The organism is Streptomyces sp. yr375 (assembly GCF_900110755.1).
Lineage (GTDB): Bacteria > Actinomycetota > Actinomycetes > Streptomycetales > Streptomycetaceae > Streptomyces.
Genome location: NZ_FOFF01000008.1, coordinates 125,845 through 141,740, shown reverse-complemented (window position 1 = coordinate 141,740; position 15,896 = coordinate 125,845). Strand labels below are relative to the sequence as shown.

10 protein-coding genes and 1 pseudogene are annotated in these 15,896 nt (G+C 69.3%); 7 read left to right on the top strand and 4 right to left on the bottom strand.

All coding sequences use genetic code 11. From position 1 onward, the window contains the following. Nucleotides 1–81: 81 nt before the first annotated feature. Both BMZ82_RS11625 and BMZ82_RS11620 read right to left on the bottom strand, forming a co-directional pair. Complete coding sequence (locus BMZ82_RS11625; RefSeq protein ID WP_093774533.1) at nt 82–876, bottom strand: MIP/aquaporin family protein; 795 nt, start codon at nt 874–876, stop codon at nt 82–84. Between the two features lie 394 nt (nt 877–1,270). After that, the gene (locus BMZ82_RS11620) at nt 1,271–2,035 is read right to left on the bottom strand and encodes an IclR family transcriptional regulator (protein WP_093774531.1); all 765 of its coding nucleotides are present in this window, start codon (nt 2,033–2,035) and stop codon (nt 1,271–1,273) included. Between the two features lie 427 nt (nt 2,036–2,462). Between BMZ82_RS11620 and metH the strand changes: the two genes are divergently transcribed. From metH to BMZ82_RS11600, 4 genes and pseudogenes are all read left to right on the top strand, one after another. Then, complete coding sequence (gene metH / locus BMZ82_RS11615) at nt 2,463–5,987, top strand: methionine synthase (protein WP_093774529.1); 3,525 nt, start codon at nt 2,463–2,465, stop codon at nt 5,985–5,987. Between the two features lie 151 nt (nt 5,988–6,138). Beyond that, nucleotides 6,139–6,837: an HAD family hydrolase gene (locus BMZ82_RS11610; protein WP_093774527.1), complete on the top strand. Its 699-nt coding sequence runs from the start codon at nt 6,139–6,141 to the stop codon at nt 6,835–6,837. A 476-nt stretch (nt 6,838–7,313) separates the two neighbouring features. Continuing rightward, entirely contained in the window at nt 7,314–8,921 is a 1,608-nt protein-coding gene (locus tag BMZ82_RS11605) for an ABC transporter substrate-binding protein (protein ID WP_093774525.1), read from the top strand. A gap of 73 nt (nt 8,922–8,994) precedes the next feature. Next, nucleotides 8,995–10,580 (top strand): annotated as a pseudogene (locus tag BMZ82_RS11600) (ABC transporter substrate-binding protein). A 78-nt stretch (nt 10,581–10,658) separates the two neighbouring features. Here BMZ82_RS11600 and BMZ82_RS11595 read toward each other — a convergent pair. Both BMZ82_RS11595 and BMZ82_RS11590 read right to left on the bottom strand, forming a co-directional pair. Further along, nucleotides 10,659–11,330, bottom strand: coding sequence for a response regulator (locus BMZ82_RS11595; RefSeq protein WP_093774523.1), 672 nt, complete (start codon nt 11,328–11,330; stop codon nt 10,659–10,661). Nucleotides 11,331–11,345: 15 nt separating this feature from the next. Beyond that, nucleotides 11,346–12,332 carry a RecB family exonuclease gene (locus tag BMZ82_RS11590; protein WP_093774522.1) on the bottom strand — a complete coding sequence of 329 codons (987 nt, stop codon included), beginning with the start codon at nt 12,330–12,332 and terminating at the stop codon, nt 11,346–11,348. A 186-nt stretch (nt 12,333–12,518) separates the two neighbouring features. Here BMZ82_RS11590 and BMZ82_RS11585 point away from each other — a divergent pair, with 186 nt between their 5' ends. The 3 genes from BMZ82_RS11585 (at nt 12,519) to BMZ82_RS11575 (ending at nt 15,864) form a co-directional block, all read left to right on the top strand. After that, a complete protein-coding gene (locus BMZ82_RS11585; RefSeq protein ID WP_093774520.1) occupies nt 12,519–14,117 on the top strand; it encodes a site-2 protease family protein in 1,599 nt (532 codons plus the stop codon). A gap of 52 nt (nt 14,118–14,169) precedes the next feature. Continuing rightward, on the top strand, nt 14,170–15,072 hold the full coding sequence (locus BMZ82_RS11580; RefSeq protein ID WP_093774517.1) for a tRNA (adenine-N1)-methyltransferase: 903 nt from the start codon (nt 14,170–14,172) through the stop codon (nt 15,070–15,072). Between the two features lie 219 nt (nt 15,073–15,291). After that, the gene (locus BMZ82_RS11575; RefSeq protein WP_093774515.1) at nt 15,292–15,864 is read left to right on the top strand and encodes a hypothetical protein; all 573 of its coding nucleotides are present in this window, start codon (nt 15,292–15,294) and stop codon (nt 15,862–15,864) included. Nucleotides 15,865–15,896: the final 32 nt, after the last annotated feature.

Sequence of the window (15,896 nt, the reverse complement as noted above, 5' to 3'; positions counted from 1 at the left end):
AGTTCCGTGGTTTCCGTGGGCGGGGTGCGGTCTGTGCGGCGCTGCTGACTACATGGTGTGGCTGGTGCTCTTCGGACGAACTCAAGCAAAAGCGACGTTGTAGATGCCTGCAGCGATCGCGCCGCCGATCAGCGGACCGACCACCGGGATCCAGGCGTAGCTCCAGTCGGAGCCGCCCTTGTTGGGCAGGGGCAGGAGGGAGTGCACGATGCGCGGGCCGAGGTCACGGGCCGGGTTGATCGCGTAGCCGGTCGGGCCACCGAGGGAGAGGCCGATCGAGACGACCACGAACGCGGTGATCAGCGCGCCCAGGGTGCCGAGGCCGTTGCCCTTGTCGTTGAGGCCCTGCGTGAGGATGGCCAGCACCAGCACGGTGGTGCCGATGATCTCCGTGGCGAGGTTCTGCCAGACGACGCGGATCTCGGGGCCGGTGGAGAAGATGCCCAGGACCGGTCCTGCGGCCTGTTCCCGCGCCTCGACGGCCTTGCCGTCCGTGGCGCGCGCCTCCGGCTTGCCGACGATCTCCTCGTCGGTGAGGTGCGCCTGGAACTGGCCGTAGTAGGCGACCCAGACCAGGGCGGCGCCGATGGCGGCGCCGAGCAGTTGCCCGGCCCAGTAGACCGGAACGTTGCTCCAGTCGTCGTCCTTGATCGCGAGAGCGAGGGTGACCGCCGGGTTGAGGTGGGCGCCGGAGAGGGGCGCCGAGGTGTAGACGGCCGTCAGAACGGCGAAACCCCACCCGAAGGTGATGGCGAGCCAGCCGGCGCCTCGGGCCTTGGAGGCCTTCAGCGTGACGGCGGCGCAGACGCCACCGCCGAGCAGGATGAGTATGGCGGTACCGATGGTCTCGCCGATGAAGATGTCGGAGCTGGACACCCGCGACTCCTTTGTCCTTCGTCCAGGGAAGCCGAACCCCGGTTCCCGCCGGGGGTTCGTGCGCCCTCGGGGGTGAGAGCGATGCCGGCCCTTTGGCGTTGTCACACTCTAGCGTGTATTGCCGTCAAGTGTTCGACAATGCCGACCGATGGACGGGAGTCTTGCCCCGGCGTTACGTGTGCGTCAAGAGTGCTGTTATCGAAAACACGATCGTTATTCAGCGGCGCGGGGCCGATGCGGGGTCGGCGTCGGGTTGCTGTGGGGCCGGTGTGGGTTATCGATCTTCGCGTCGGTGCGCGTACTCTCGCCCTTTTTGTACTATTTCGAGATTGTTTCAGGGTATGCCACAGGCCGGGACGTCGTCGCGACGTCCCGGCCCGCTCTCACGTACTTCTCAGAAGCGCCCGGCGCCCAGGTCCCGCGACACCGCGCGGGCGCAGTCGCGTACCGCCGCGATCAGCTCGGGGCGCAGCTCGCCGTCCCGGCCCAGCCGTTCCACGGCGCCCGTGATGCCGACCGCGCCGACGGGCATGCGGCGCCGGTCGTGGATGGGCGCGGCGATGGAGGCCACGCCCTCCCAGGTCTCCTCCACGTCGGCCGCGTAGCCACGCGCGCGCGTGAGGTCGAGGATGTGCTCGAAGGCCTCCGGCTCGCACACCGTACGGTCCGTGAACGGCTTGCGCTCGGCCTCTAGGGCCTCGCTGTGCGCGACCGGGTCGTAGGCCGACAGCACCTTGCCCAGGGCCGTGGAGTGCAGCGGCTGCATGGCGCCGATCTCCAGCACCTGCCGGCTGTCGTCGGGCCGGAAGACGTGGTGCACGATCAGCACGCCCTGCTGGTGCAGCACCCCCAGGTGCACGCTCTCGCCGCTGGAACGGGCCAGGTCGTCCGTCCACACCAGGGCACGCGCGCGCAGCTCGTGCACGTCCAGGTAGGTGGTGCCCAGGCGCAGCAGCTCCGCGCCGAGCTGGTAGCGCCCGGAGGCGTCGTCCTGCTCGACGAAGCCCTCCTGCTGGAGGGTGCGCAGGATGCCGTGCGCGGTGCCCTTGGCCAGACCCGTGGACGAGGCGATGTCCGACAGGCCCAGGCGCCGCTCGCCGCCCGCGAGCAGCCGCAGCATCGCGGCCGCACGTTCGACCGACTGGATGTTCCGTGCCATCGCCGTCCTGCCTCCGTCCCCTTCGACCGAACCACGCGCGGTAGTCGCCACCGGCGTTCGGCAATGTCGAACACTACCGGTCCATGCCGACCTCCCGCTAATGGTCGGCCGATTCGCGTTTCGACACGTGTCTCGAACATGTCTCGATGCGACGTCCCGACACGCGTCACGTCACATCACGTCACTCGTCTGCCCGGCGGGACACGCCCGCGCTCCGCACACCCCCGCGCGGGCCCCGCCGCCACGTCCGCCCGTCACCTTCGTCGGTCACGGTCGCCCGCCACGTTCGTCCGTCCCGTGGACGCCCCTGACCATAAGGCCTCCGTCCGGCTACCCTGACGGCGTGCGCTCTCCACGGGATGTCGTTTCCGCACGCATCCTGAGGTGACGCAAAGCCGACAGCCGTCGCATCTGAGGGAGCCCTTACATGGCCTCTGTGCCGCCGACCCCTTCCGCCGACAGCCGGACCCGTGTGTCCGCGCTCCGAGCGGCCCTGGCCACGCGTGTCGTGGTGGCCGACGGAGCCATGGGCACCATGCTCCAGGCCCAGGAGCCCACCCTCGAGGACTTCGAGAACCTCGAGGGCTGCAACGAGATCCTCAACGTCACCCGGCCGGACATCGTCCGCTCCGTGCACGAGGAGTACTTCGACGCGGGCGTGGACTGCGTCGAGACCAACACGTTCGGCGCAAACCACTCCGCCATGGTCGAGTACGACATCCCCGAACGGGTGTACGAACTGTCCGAGGCCGGTGCCCGCATCGCCCGCGAGACCGCCGACGCCTTCGCCGCCCGTGACGGCCGGCAGCGCTGGGTGCTGGGCTCGATCGGCCCCGGCACCAAGCTGCCGACCCTCGGCCACATCGACTTCACCACGCTGCGCGACGCCTATCAGCGCAACGCCGAGGGCCTCATCACCGGCGGCTCCGACGCGCTCATCGTCGAGACCACCCAGGACCTGCTCCAGACCAAGGCCGCCGTGCTGGGCGCCCACCGCGCCCGCGAGCAGGCCGGCCTGGACGTGCCGCTGATTGTTTCGGTGACGGTGGAGACGACGGGCACCATGCTGCTGGGCTCGGAGATCGGCGCCGCGCTGACGGCGCTGGAGCCGCTCGGCATCGACATGATCGGCATGAACTGCGCGACGGGTCCGGCGGAGATGAGCGAGCACCTGCGCTACCTGGCCCGTAACGCGCGTATTCCGCTGGCGTGTATGCCGAACGCGGGCCTGCCGGTGCTCGGGAAGAACGGCGCGCACTACCCGCTGTCCGCACCCGAGCTGGCCGACGCGCAGGAGAACTTCGTGCGCGAGTACGGCCTGTCCCTGGTCGGCGGCTGCTGCGGCACCACCCCCGAACACCTGCGCCAGGTCGTCGAACGCGTCCGAGGCCTGACCCCGCCGGCCCGCGACCCGCGCCCCGAGCCCGGCGCCGCCTCCCTCTACCAGAGCGTCCCCTTCCGCCAGGACACCTCCTACCTCGCGATCGGCGAGCGCACCAACGCCAACGGCTCGAAGAAGTTCCGCGAGGCCATGCTCGAAGCCCGCTGGGACGACTGCGTGGAGCTCGCCCGGGAGCAGATCCGTGAGGGCGCGCACCTCCTGGACCTGTGCGTCGACTACGTCGGCCGCGACGGCGTCGCCGACATGGCCGAACTCGCCGGCCGCTTCGCGACCGCCTCCACCCTCCCCATCGTCCTGGACTCCACCGAGGTCCCCGTGATCCGGGCCGGGCTGGAAAAACTCGGCGGGCGGGCGGTCATCAACTCCGTCAACTACGAGGACGGCGACGGCCCTGACTCCCGCTTCGCCAAAGTCACCCGCCTGGCCCAGGAACACGGCGCCGCACTGATCGCGCTGACCATCGACGAGGAAGGCCAGGCCCGCACCCCGCAGAAGAAGGTCGAGATCGCCGAACGCCTCATCGACGACCTCACCGGGAACTGGGGCATCCGCGAGGAGGACATCCTCATCGACACCCTGACCTTCACCATCTGCACCGGCCAGGAAGAATCCCGCGGCGACGGCGTCGCCACCATCGAAGCCATCCGCGAACTCAAACGCCGCCACCCCGACGTCCAGACCACCCTGGGCCTGTCGAACATCTCCTTCGGCCTCAACCCCGCCGCCCGCATCCTCCTCAACTCCGTCTTCCTCGACGAATGCGTCAAAGCCGGCCTGGACTCCGCGATCGTCCACGCCAGCAAGATCCTGCCCATCGCCCGCTTCACCGACGAAGAAGTACAGACCGCCCTCGACCTCATCCACGACCGGCGGGCGGAGGGCTACGACCCGCTGCAGAAGCTCATGCAACTGTTCGAGGGCGCGACGACGAAGTCCCTCAAGGCCGGCCGGGCCGAGGAACTCGCCGCCCTCCCCCTGGAGGAGCGCCTCAAACGCCGTGTCATCGACGGCGAGAAGAACGGCCTGGAAACCGACCTCGACCAGGCCCTGCAGACGCGTCCGGCGCTGGACATCGTCAACGACACCCTCCTGGACGGCATGAAGGTCGTCGGCGAACTGTTCGGCTCCGGCCAGATGCAACTGCCCTTCGTGCTCCAGTCCGCCGAGATCATGAAGACCGCCGTCGCCCACCTCGAACCGCACATGGAGAAGACCGACGACGACGGCAAGGGCACCATCGTCCTGGCCACCGTCCGCGGCGACGTCCACGACATCGGCAAGAACCTCGTCGACATCATCCTCTCCAACAACGGCTACACCGTCGTCAACCTCGGCATCAAACAACCCGTCTCCGCGATCCTCGACGCCGCCGCCGAACACCGCGCCGACGTCATCGGCATGTCCGGCCTCCTCGTCAAATCCACCGTGATCATGAAGGAGAACCTGGAGGAGCTCAACCAGCGGGGCCTGGCGGCCGACTATCCGGTGATCCTCGGCGGCGCGGCCCTCACCCGCGCCTACGTCGAGCAGGACCTGCACGAGATCTACGAAGGCGAAGTCCGCTACGCCCGCGACGCCTTCGAAGGCCTGCGCCTCATGGACGCCCTCATCGGCGTCAAACGCGGCATCCCCGGAGCAGCCCTCCCCGAACTGAAACAACGCCGCGTCCGCACCACCACCGCCGCCGCGAGCACGCTGGTCGAGGAGCGCCCGGAGGAAGGCCACGTCCGCTCCGACGTCGCCACCGACAACCCCGTCCCCACCCCGCCCTTCGCGGGCACGCGCGTCATCAAGGGCATCCAGCTCAAGGAGTACGCGTCCTGGCTCGACGAGGGCGCCCTCTTCAAGGGCCAATGGGGCCTGAAGCAGGCCCGCACCGGCGACGGACCCACCTACGAGGAACTCGTCGAGACCGAGGGCCGCCCCCGGCTGCGCGGCCTGCTCGACAAACTCCAGACCGACAACCTCCTCGAAGCCGCCGTCGTCTACGGCTACTTCCCCTGCGTCTCCAAAGACGACGACCTCATCATCCTGGACGACGACGGCAACGAACGCACCCGCTTCACCTTCCCCCGCCAGCACCGAGGCCGCCGCCTCTGCCTCGCCGACTACTTCCGCCCCGAAGAAACCGGAGAACGGGACGTCGTCGGACTCCAGATCGTCACCGTCGGCAACCGCATCGGCGAGGAAACAGCCAAACTCTTCGAAGCCAACGCCTACCGCGACTACCTCGAACTCCACGGCCTCTCCGTGCAGTTGGCCGAAGCCCTCGCCGAATACTGGCACGCCCGCGTCCGCTCCGAACTCGGCTACGCCGGCGAAGACCCCACCGACGTCCAGGACATGTTCGCCCTCAAATACCGCGGCGCCCGCTTCTCCCTCGGCTACGGCGCCTGCCCCAACCTCGAAGACCGCGCCAAGATCGCCGACCTCCTCCAACCCGAACGAATCGGCGTCCACCTCTCCGAAGAATTCCAACTCCACCCCGAACAGTCCACCGACGCCATCGTCATCCACCACCCCGAGGCGAAATACTTCAACGCACGGTGACGTACGCATGGTGATGTACGCACGGTGACGTACGCGTGGTGCCAGGCGTGCCGCTGAGCACACTGATCGGATAAGTCGTACACTGGTCGGTCCACTGCAGGCCGGTTCCTTCACGGGAACCGGCCTGCTCGTCCCTCAAGGAGGTACGTGGATGACCAGCACGGTTCCCGCGTCAGTGACCCGAACGGCCGAAGGCTCAGCCCTCCAGGCCGTGCTCCTCGACATGGACGGCACCCTGGTGGACACCGAGGGCTTCTGGTGGGACGTCGAGGTCGAGATCTTCGCCGGACTCGGCCACGCCCTCGACGACTCCTGGCGCCATGTCGTCGTCGGCGGCCCGATGAGCCGCAGCGCCGGGTTCCTGATCGAGGCGACCGGGGCCGAGATCGCCCTCGCAGACCTGACCGTCCTGCTCAACGACGGCTTCGAGGACCGCATCACCCGCGCCCTGCCCCTGATGCCGGGCGCCGCCCGACTGCTCGACGAACTGGCCGAGCACGATGTCCCCACCGCCCTCGTCTCCGCCTCCCACCGGCGCATCATCGACCGCGTCCTCGCCTCGCTCGGCGCCGGCAACTTCCACCTCACCGTCGCCGGTGACGAGGTCCCGCGCACCAAGCCGTACCCCGACCCCTACCTGTTCGCCGCCGCAGGCCTCGGCGTCGACCCCGCCAGATGCGCCGTCGTCGAGGACACCGCGACCGGCGTCGCCTCGGCGGAGGCGGCGGGCTGCCATGTCGTCGCGGTGCCCTCCGTGGCCCCCATCACGCCCTCCGCGCGACGCACCGTCGTCCCCTCCCTGGAACAGGTCGACCTGCCTTTTCTCCGTGGCCTGATGCCGCTCCGCTGACCCCGGGACGATCATTGAAGAGCGGCCCGCGACGGAAATTCCGATAGGGCGTTCACCCAGCGTGCACCGCCGACAACAAGGAATTCGGCGGGCGTGCGCGCGGGGGAATTCGGATCTCCACCGACGCCTCCACGACGGCCGAATTCCGGCCTACCGGAACCCTTTCGCGCATGTGACGTTCCCCACCCGATCGGGGGTCGACAGATGGCTCTCCGTGTGTTTCTGTGCCGATTTCGAGAGGGCCGGTCGCACCTTTGTGTCCCGATTGGTGATTCGCTGTACGAATCCTTCCGCTGGCGTTTGTTCAGTGCGTCCACGGCCGGTTCCGCTGCGTGATGGACTTTCAACTCCGGTTGCCGCGAGCCCTCGTGCCGGTGCGGACTAACCTCGTGGCGGGAACATCGCCCTCCCCGTGATCCGCCGCGACACCCCTGCATGCCGGATACACGGACCGACAGCTCTGGAGAAACTCGAGCATGAACCGCAAGACATTGGTGCTGCCGACCGTGATCGGTCTGCTCGCGCCCGTACTCGCCGCCTGCGGCGCGTCCGAAGGCGCCGGCAGCAGCGGAAACGCCATTGTCGTCGGCACCACCGACCGGTTCACCGCCACCAAGGACACCCCGGCGCCGTTCGACCCCGCCTATTCCTACGACGTCGGCACCTGGAACATCCTGCGCCAGACCGTGCAGACCCTGATGATCCAGCCCAAGGGCGAGGGCGAACCCGTCCCCGAGGCGGCCCAGAGCTGCGCCTTCACCGACAGCGGCAACGAGCGCTACGCCTGCAAGCTGCGCAGCGGCCTGACCTTCGCCAACGGCGACGCCGTCACCGCCGAGGACGTCAAGTTCTCCATCGAGCGCGCCCGCACCATCAAGGCCGACTCCGGCGTGTTCGCCCTGCTCTCCACGATCGACACCATCGAAACGCAGGGCGACAACGAAGTCATCTTCCATCTCAAGACCGCCGACGCCACTTTCCCCTTCAAGTTGTCGACCCCGGTCGCCGGCATCGTCAACCCCGACGACTACGACAAGGCCAAGCTGCGCGCCGGCTTCGCGATCGACGGCTCCGGCCCCTACACCCTCAAGGCCGAGACCGACGGCCGCCAGATGACCAAGGCCGTGTTCACCAAGAACCCCCACTACAAGGGGACGCTGAAGGTGAACAACGACGAGGTCGACATGGTCTCCTACAAGGACGCCGACGCCATGGGCGCCGCCCTCCAGAAGGGCGACATCGACCTCATGACCCGCACCATGTCGCCCGAGCAGATCAAGAAGCTCGCCGCGGGCTCCGTCAGCGGCGACATCGACATGGTCGAGCTCAACGGCCTCGAGATCCGCTACCTGGCCTTCAACACCACCGCCCCCACGGTCAAGTCCAAGGCCGTGCGCCAGGCGATGGCCCAGGTCGTCGACCGCGCCGAACTCGTCACCAAGGTGTACGGCTCCCAGGCCGAGCCCCTCTACTCGCTGGTCCCGGCCACCCTCATCGGCCACTCCAACTCGTTCTTCAACACCTACGGCGACCCGAACGTCGGCAAGGCCAAGACCCTGCTCGCCGACGCGGACATCACCACCCCGGTGAAGCTGACGCTGCACTACACGACCGACCACTACGGCCCGGCCACGAAGCAGGAGTTCGAGACGCTGCAGAAGCAGCTCAACGACACCGGCCTGTTCGACGTCAGCATCGAGGGCACCCCCTGGGAGTCGTTCGTCCCGGCCCAGCACAAGGGCGAGTACGCCGTCTACGGCATGGGCTGGTTCCCCGACTTCCCCGACGCCGACAACTTCGTCGCGCCGTTCCTCGACAAGGACAACGTCCTCAAGTCGTCCTACGCCGAAAAGGACATCATCAGCGACCTGATCCCGGCCTCCCGCCGCGAGGCCGACCGCCTCAGCGCCGCCAAGAGCCTGACGAAGATCCAGGACATCGTCGCCCAGGACGTACCGATCCTGCCCCTGTGGCAGGGCAAGCAGTACGTCGCCGCCAACAGCGACATCACGGGCACGGCGTACGCGCTGAACTCCTCCGCGACCCTCCAACTGTGGGAGCTGGGCCGAGGCGTCAGCAACTGACCGAACCCCCCAGACGGCCCGGGGCCCGGGACGGCGGCTCCGGTGTGACGAGAACCGACGACGAAGGCACTTCGTGAACATGCGTAACCAGTGGCCGGTCCTGCCCATCGTGGCGGGACTGGCCTCGGGCCTGTTGACCGGCTGCGGCACCCAGAGCGGCGGATCCGGGGGCGACTCCTCCTCCGTCGTCCTGGGAATGTCCGACGACGTCCTCGCCACCGACCCCGCGTCCGGCTACGACCCAGGCTCCTGGCTGTTGTTCAACAACGTCTTCCAGTCCCTGCTGAGCTTCCCCAAGGGCGGCACCGAACCCGAGCCGGACGCGGCCAAGGAGTGCACCTTCACCGACACGAAGACCCAGGTCTACTCGTGCACCCTGAAGGACGGCCTGAAGTTCAGCAACGGCGACGCGCTCACCTCCGAGGACGTCAAGTTCTCCTTCGACCGCACGCTGAAGATCAACGACGATGCCGGCCCGGCGATCATGTTCCCCACGCTCGACAAGGTCGAGACCCCCGACGCCAAGACCGTCGTCTTCCGGCTGAAGAGCCCCGACGCCACCTTCCCCAGCAAGATCGCCTCGGGCGCCGGCTCCATCGTCGACCACAAGGAATACGACGCCGACGCCCTGCGCGAAGACGGCGGCGCCGTCGGCTCCGGCCCCTACAAGCTGGACTCCTTCGGCGACGACGAGGCCGTCTTCTCCGTCAACGAGAACTACCGGGGCACCGCAGGCGACGCCCAGAACACCGGCGTCACCCTCAAGTTCTTCGGCGGCGACCAGAAGGCCCTCAAGCAGGCGCTGCTCGCCGGCGACGTCGACATCGCCTACCGGGGCCTGACCGCCGCCGACGTCGCCGACCTCCAGCACACCACCACCGCCGACGCGGGCGCCGAGGCCGTCGAGGGCAGCAGCGCCGAAGTGCAGCACCTCGTCTTCAACATGACCGACCCCGTCGCCGGAAAGATAGGCGTCCGCCGGGCCATCGCCCACCTGATCGACCGCGAAGCCCTCATCAAGGACGTCTACCAGGGCACCGCCGACCCCCTCTACTCGATCATCCCGGCCGGCATCGCGGGCCACAACACCGCCTTCTTCGACCGCTACGGCGCCCGCCCCTCCCAGGCCAAGGCCGCCGCCGCGCTCGCCGACGACGGCATCACCGACAAGGGAAGCTCACCCTCTGGTCCACCCCGTCGCGCTACGGCCCCGCCACCGACCAGGAACTGACGGCCATCGCCGCCCAGCTCAACGCCAGCGGCCTGTTCGACGCCGACGTCCAGTCCGTCGCCTACGACCAGTACGAGAAGGACATCGCCGCCGGCAAGTACGGCGTCTACGTCAAGGGCTGGGTGCCCGACTACCCGGACGCCGACAACTTCACCTCGCCCTTCTTCGGCAAGGGCAACGTGCTCGGCAACAACTACACCAACGACGACCTCACCGGCACGCTCATTGCGCGCACCGCCGCCCAGAGCGACCGCACCGCCACCGGCCCCGACTACGCCGAGATCCAGGACATCGTCGCCGAACAACTCCCCGTCCTGCCGATCTGGCAGGCCAAGCAGTACGCCGTCGCCGGCGACAACGTCTACGGCCTGGAGAACTGCCTCGACACCTCGACGGTGTTCCGCTTCTGGGAACTCAGCAAGGGCTGACCCCCGCCCGCACGCACAGGGCGCCCCCTCCCGCTGTCCCGCCGGAGGGGGCGCCCTGTTCGCGTGCGTGTCCCCGGCCTACTGCGCGCCGGGACGCACCAGACCGCTCTCGTACGCGTACACCGCGGCCTGCACCCGGTCGCGCAGCCCCAACTTCGTCAGCACATGCCCCACGTGCGTCTTCACCGTCGTCTCACTGACGAACAGGTCGGCGGCGATCTCGGCGTTCGACAGGCCCCGCGCCACCAGCTTCAGCACCTCCACCTCACGGTCGGTGAGGGTGTGCAGCGTGTCCGGCACCGGCTCGTCGCCCGACGGCAGATGCGTCGCGTACTTGTCCAGCAGCCGGCGCGTGATGCTCGGCGCCAACATGGCCTCACCGGCCGCCACCACCCGGATCGCCTGCACCAGCTCATTGGCCGGCGCGTCCTTCAGCAGGAACCCGCTCGCCCCGGCCCGCAGCGCCTCCACCACGTACTCGTCGAGATCGAACGTGGTCAGCACCAGCACCTTCGCCGGACCGTCCCGCCCCGGCCCGGTGATCTGCCGGGTCGCCTCCACCCCGTCCATCCGCGGCATGCGGATGTCCATCAGCACCACATCGGGCTGCAACGCCCGCACCTGGTCGATAGCCTGCAGACCGTCTCCGGCCTCGCCGACGACCGCGATGTCCTGCTCGGCCTCCAGAATCATCCGGAAGCCTGTGCGCAACAGCGGCTGGTCATCGACCAGTAGGACGCGGATGGCCACGATAAGTCTCCTTCTCTAGCCCGGCCCCATTCTGCCCTGCGCCCCACCCTCGGACTCGGCCGCCCTCACCGGCGACGTCACCTGAAGCGTCACCGGAAGCGGATACGGCGGGGGAGTGCCGCCGAACTCCGGACAGTGCGCCTGATGGTCGCACCAGCCGCACAACTTGGTCGGCCTCGGCCGCCACTCACCCGTCTCCGTCGCCAGCCGGATCGCCTCCCACAGCGCCAGCAACTTCCGCTCGACCTGCTGGAGATCGGCGAGGACGGGATCGTAGGTCAGCACATCCCCACTGCCCAGATACACGAGCTGGAGCCGACGCGGGATCACGTTCTTCAGCCGCCACACCACCAGCGCGTAGAACTTCATCTGGAACAGCGCACCGTCGGCGTACTCCGCGCGGGGCGCCTTGCCCGTCTTGTAGTCGACGATCCGCACCTCACCGGTGGGCGCCACATCGACCCGGTCGATGATCCCGCGCAACCGCAGCCCCGACTCCAGCTCCGCCTCGACGAACAGCTCCCGCTCGGCGGGCTCCAGCCGCGTCGGATCCTCCAGCGTGAACCAGCGCTCGACCAGCCCCTCCGCCTCCGCCAGCCAGCCCGCCAGCCGCGCACCCTCCGGATCGTCGGCGAACAGCTCCCCGACCTCCGGCCGCGACTCCCGCAGCCGGTCCCACTGACCCGGGATCAGCGACTTGGCCTGCGGCGCCGTCCGCTCGGCCGCCGGAGCGTCGAACAACCGCTCAAGGACCGCGTGCACCAGCGTCCCCTTCGTGGCCGCCGGGCTCGGCTTCTCCGGCAGCCGGTCGATCACCCGGAACCGGTACAGCAGCGGACACTGCATGAAATCACCGGCCCGCGACGGAGACAGCGAGGCAGGCGCCACCGCGACAGCCGCCCCCGCCGCCCCGGGCCCGGCCGCCCCCGCCGCGTCCTCCACGACACCGCCCACCACACCGCCGTCGCCCGCCGGGACGACGTCCTCGCTGCTGCTCTCCATGCCTCAGACCATACGGCCCACCACTGACAGTCACCCAGCCCCGCACCCCACCACACCCCGAACAGCGGCGACGGGCAGGGAAACACAGGGGGTGCCGGGGCGGAACACGTCCCGACCGCCGCATACCATCGGTCCCAGACCCTCCCGCCCGGCACGAGCGGGAGACGCTTCGATCGAGGGGACACCGTGGTGGAAAGCGGCGGGACCGGGCGGCCGCGGCCGGACAACGAACAGTCGGCCGAGCACCCCGCCACACCTGCGCCCCCGGCCACCGACCTCGCCCGAACCCCGGACACCCCAAATCCCGACGCCGAAAACCCCACCGACAACACGGACAACACCGGCGGCACGAGCAATACGGGCAACACCGGCGGCACGGATAACTCCGGCGGCACGGGCAGTGCGGGTGGGAACGAGAAGCCGGCCGCAGGCGAATCCCAGGCCGAGGTCCAGCCCGAGCCTGAGGCTCAGCCCAAGGTCGAAGTCAAGCCCGAGGGCGCGGCCCAGCCCAAGGCCGAAGCCGACCCCCAGCCCCAGCCCCAGCCTGAGGCCGAACCCCAGCCCGAGGCCGGGCAAGCCGTACCCCCCACCCCCACCCTCCCCAAAGGCCCCCCGCCCCCACGCCCCCCGGAGCAGCCGCGCGGCGGCATCCTCATGGGCCGGCCCTTTGGCGTGCCCGTCTACGTCGCCCCGAGCTGGTTCCTCGTCGCCGCCCTCATCACCTGGGTGTTCGGCGGCCAGCTCGACCGCGTCCTGCCCGAACTCGGCGCCCTGCGCTACCTCGTCTCCCTCTTCTTCGCCGTCGCCTTCTACGCCTCCGTACTCATCCACGAACTCGCCCACACCATCGCCGCCCTCCGCTTCAAACTCCCCGTCCGCCGCATCCAGCTCCAGTTCTTCGGCGGCGTCTCCGAGATCGAGAAGGAAGCCGAGACCCCCGGCCGCGAGTTCTGGCTCGCCTTCGTCGGCCCGCTCCTCTCCCTCGCCCTCTCCGGCCTCTTCTACCTCGCCATGCAGACCGTCGAGCCCGGCACCGTCCCCGGCGTCCTGCTGGCCGGCCTGATGATCTCCAACCTCATCGTGGCGATCTTCAACCTGCTGCCCGGCCTCCCCCTCGACGGCGGCCGCATGCTCCGCGCCGTCGTCTGGAAGATCACCGGCAAGCCCATGAGCGGCACCGTCGCCGCCGCCTGGGTCGGCCGCGCCCTCGCCGTCTCCGTCCTCATCGGACTGCCCCTGCTCACCCAGTCCGGCGCCCTCGGCTCCGGCGCCGAGGACAGCGTCGGCATGGACACCGTCACCGACGCCCTGCTCGCCGCCATCCTCGCCGCGATCATCTGGACCGGCGCAGGCAACAGCCTGCGCATGGCCCGCCTGCGCGAACACCTCCCCGAACTGCGCGCCCGCACCCTCACCCGCCGCGCCGTCCCCGTCGAGACCCAGACCCCCCTCTCCGAGGCCCTGCGCCGCGCCAACGACGCCGGCGCCCGCGCCCTCGTCGTCGTCGACGCCCACGGCGAACCCCTCTCCCTCGTCCGCGAGGCCGCCATCGTCGGCGTACCCGAACACCGCCGCCCCTGGGTCGCCGTCAGCGGCCTCGCCCAGGACCTCAACGACGGCATGCGGATCTCCGCCGAACTCGCCGGCGAAGACCTCCTCGACGTCCTGCGCGCCACCCCCGCCACCGAATACCTCGTCGTCGAGGAGACCGGCGAGATCTTCGGCGTCCTGTCCGCCGCCGACGTCGAGCGCGCCTTCGTCAAAGCCATGGCCAGGCCCTCCTAGCGAGGCGGACACCGTGGTCGGCGGCCCCGGCAAACCCCGGTAGGCTGTTCACATGTCCGAACCGACCGGTGCCGCCCGCAGGCGCGGGCCCTTCAAGGTCGGGGACCAGGTTCAGCTCACCGACCCCAAGGGCCGCCACTACACGTTCACGCTCGAGGCCGGGAAGAATTTCCACACCCACAAGGGTTCCTTCCCCCACGACGAACTGATCGGCGCACCCGAGGGCAGCGTTGTCCGCACCACCGGGAACGTCGCCTACCTCGCGCTGCGCCCCCTGCTCCCCGACTACGTCCTGTCCATGCCCCGCGGCGCAGCCGTGGTCTACCCCAAGGACGCGGGGCAGATCCTCGCCTTCGCCGACATCTTCCCCGGCGCCCGCGTCGTCGAAGCCGGCGTCGGCTCCGGCTCGCTGAGCAGCTTCCTGCTGCGCGCCATCGGCGACCAGGGCATGCTGCACAGCTACGAGCGGCGCGAGGACTTCGCCGAGATCGCCCAGCAGAACGTGGAGCGCTACTTCGGCGGCCCCCACCCCGCCTGGCAGCTCACCGTCGGCGACCTCCAGGACAACCTGTCCGACACCGACGTCGACCGCGTCATCCTCGACATGCTCGCCCCCTGGGAGTGCCTCGAGGCCGTGTCCAAGGCACTCGTCCCCGGCGGCATCGTCTGCTGCTACGTGGCGACCACCACCCAGCTCGCCCGGACCGTCGAGTCCATCCGCGAGATCGGCTGCTTCAACGAGCCGAGCGCCTGGGAATCGATGATCCGCAACTGGCACATCGAAGGCCTGGCCGTCCGCCCGGACCACCGCATGATCGGCCACACCGGCTTCCTCCTCACCGCCCGACGCCTCGCCGACGGCGTCGAGCCCCCCATGCGCCGCCGCCGCCCCGCCAAGGGCGCCTACGGCGACGACTACGACGGCCCCAACGCCGACGGAGGCAGCGGCCGCTGATCCGGCCCCCACACCACGCCCAACGACAAGGCGCCGTGACCGAGTTCCCGCACCACACCCGGAACTCGACCACGGCGCCTTCCCGTTGACCCCCACCCACACACGTCACCGGGCGTCCGAAACCCCGCACCCCGCCGTTCCCCCACCCTGTGACGTGTGGCACGATGCTGGCCAATCCCCCCACCCCCACCGGCACAGCCATCACAGGAGACGCTCCTAGTGCAGCACCCCGCCGTCCCGGAACTGGCGCACACCCACACCCGGCCGATCCACTGGGTCGCGACCGCCACCGCCCTCGCCGGCGTCATCGCGCTCACCTCGCTCCTGCAGCCCAAACCCGCGACCGCCGCCCAGGCCACCGACGCCAAGCCCGCCCCCGCCACCACCGTCGCCCCCGCCACCATAGGCGTCGACTTCCCCATCGAATGCGGCCCCGTACAGCCCCTCGTGGTCAAGCAGGCGACCGGCGACCTCGACGGCGACGGCACCCCCGAAACAGTCGCCGTCGTCCACTGCGACGCGGCCATGGGCACCCCACCCGACAGCGTCTACGTCCTCACGCACAGTGCCGACCGCACCCACGCGCGCGTGGTCGCCACCCTCGTCGCCCCCAAGGACCGCAAAACCGTCACCAGCCTCGCCGTCACCCACGGAGCAGTCCTCGCCACACTCCTCGGCTACTCCACACCGGACGTACCCAGTTGCTGTCCCGACCTCAAGGACACCGCCAAGTGGCAGTGGAAGGACAACAGGTTCATCCGCTCGACACCCGCAGGCGCCCACAGCGTCTGAAACCGGCCACCCAGGCCTGTGAGAAATCAGAC

What these genes read in the sequence shown, in the direction of transcription:
- BMZ82_RS11620 (WP_093774531.1), bottom strand. Translation starts at nt 2,035, where the DNA reads ATGGCACGGAACATCCAGTCGGTCGAACGTGCGGCCGCGATGCTGCGG.
- metH (WP_093774529.1), top strand. Translation starts at nt 2,463, where the DNA reads ATGGCCTCTGTGCCGCCGACCCCTTCCGCCGACAGCCGGACCCGTGTG.
- BMZ82_RS11610 (WP_093774527.1), top strand. Translation starts at nt 6,139, where the DNA reads ATGACCAGCACGGTTCCCGCGTCAGTGACCCGAACGGCCGAAGGCTCA.
- BMZ82_RS11605 (WP_093774525.1), top strand. Translation starts at nt 7,314, where the DNA reads ATGAACCGCAAGACATTGGTGCTGCCGACCGTGATCGGTCTGCTCGCG.
- BMZ82_RS11590 (WP_093774522.1), bottom strand. Translation starts at nt 12,332, where the DNA reads ATGGAGAGCAGCAGCGAGGACGTCGTCCCGGCGGGCGACGGCGGTGTG.
- BMZ82_RS11580 (WP_093774517.1), top strand. Translation starts at nt 14,170, where the DNA reads ATGTCCGAACCGACCGGTGCCGCCCGCAGGCGCGGGCCCTTCAAGGTC.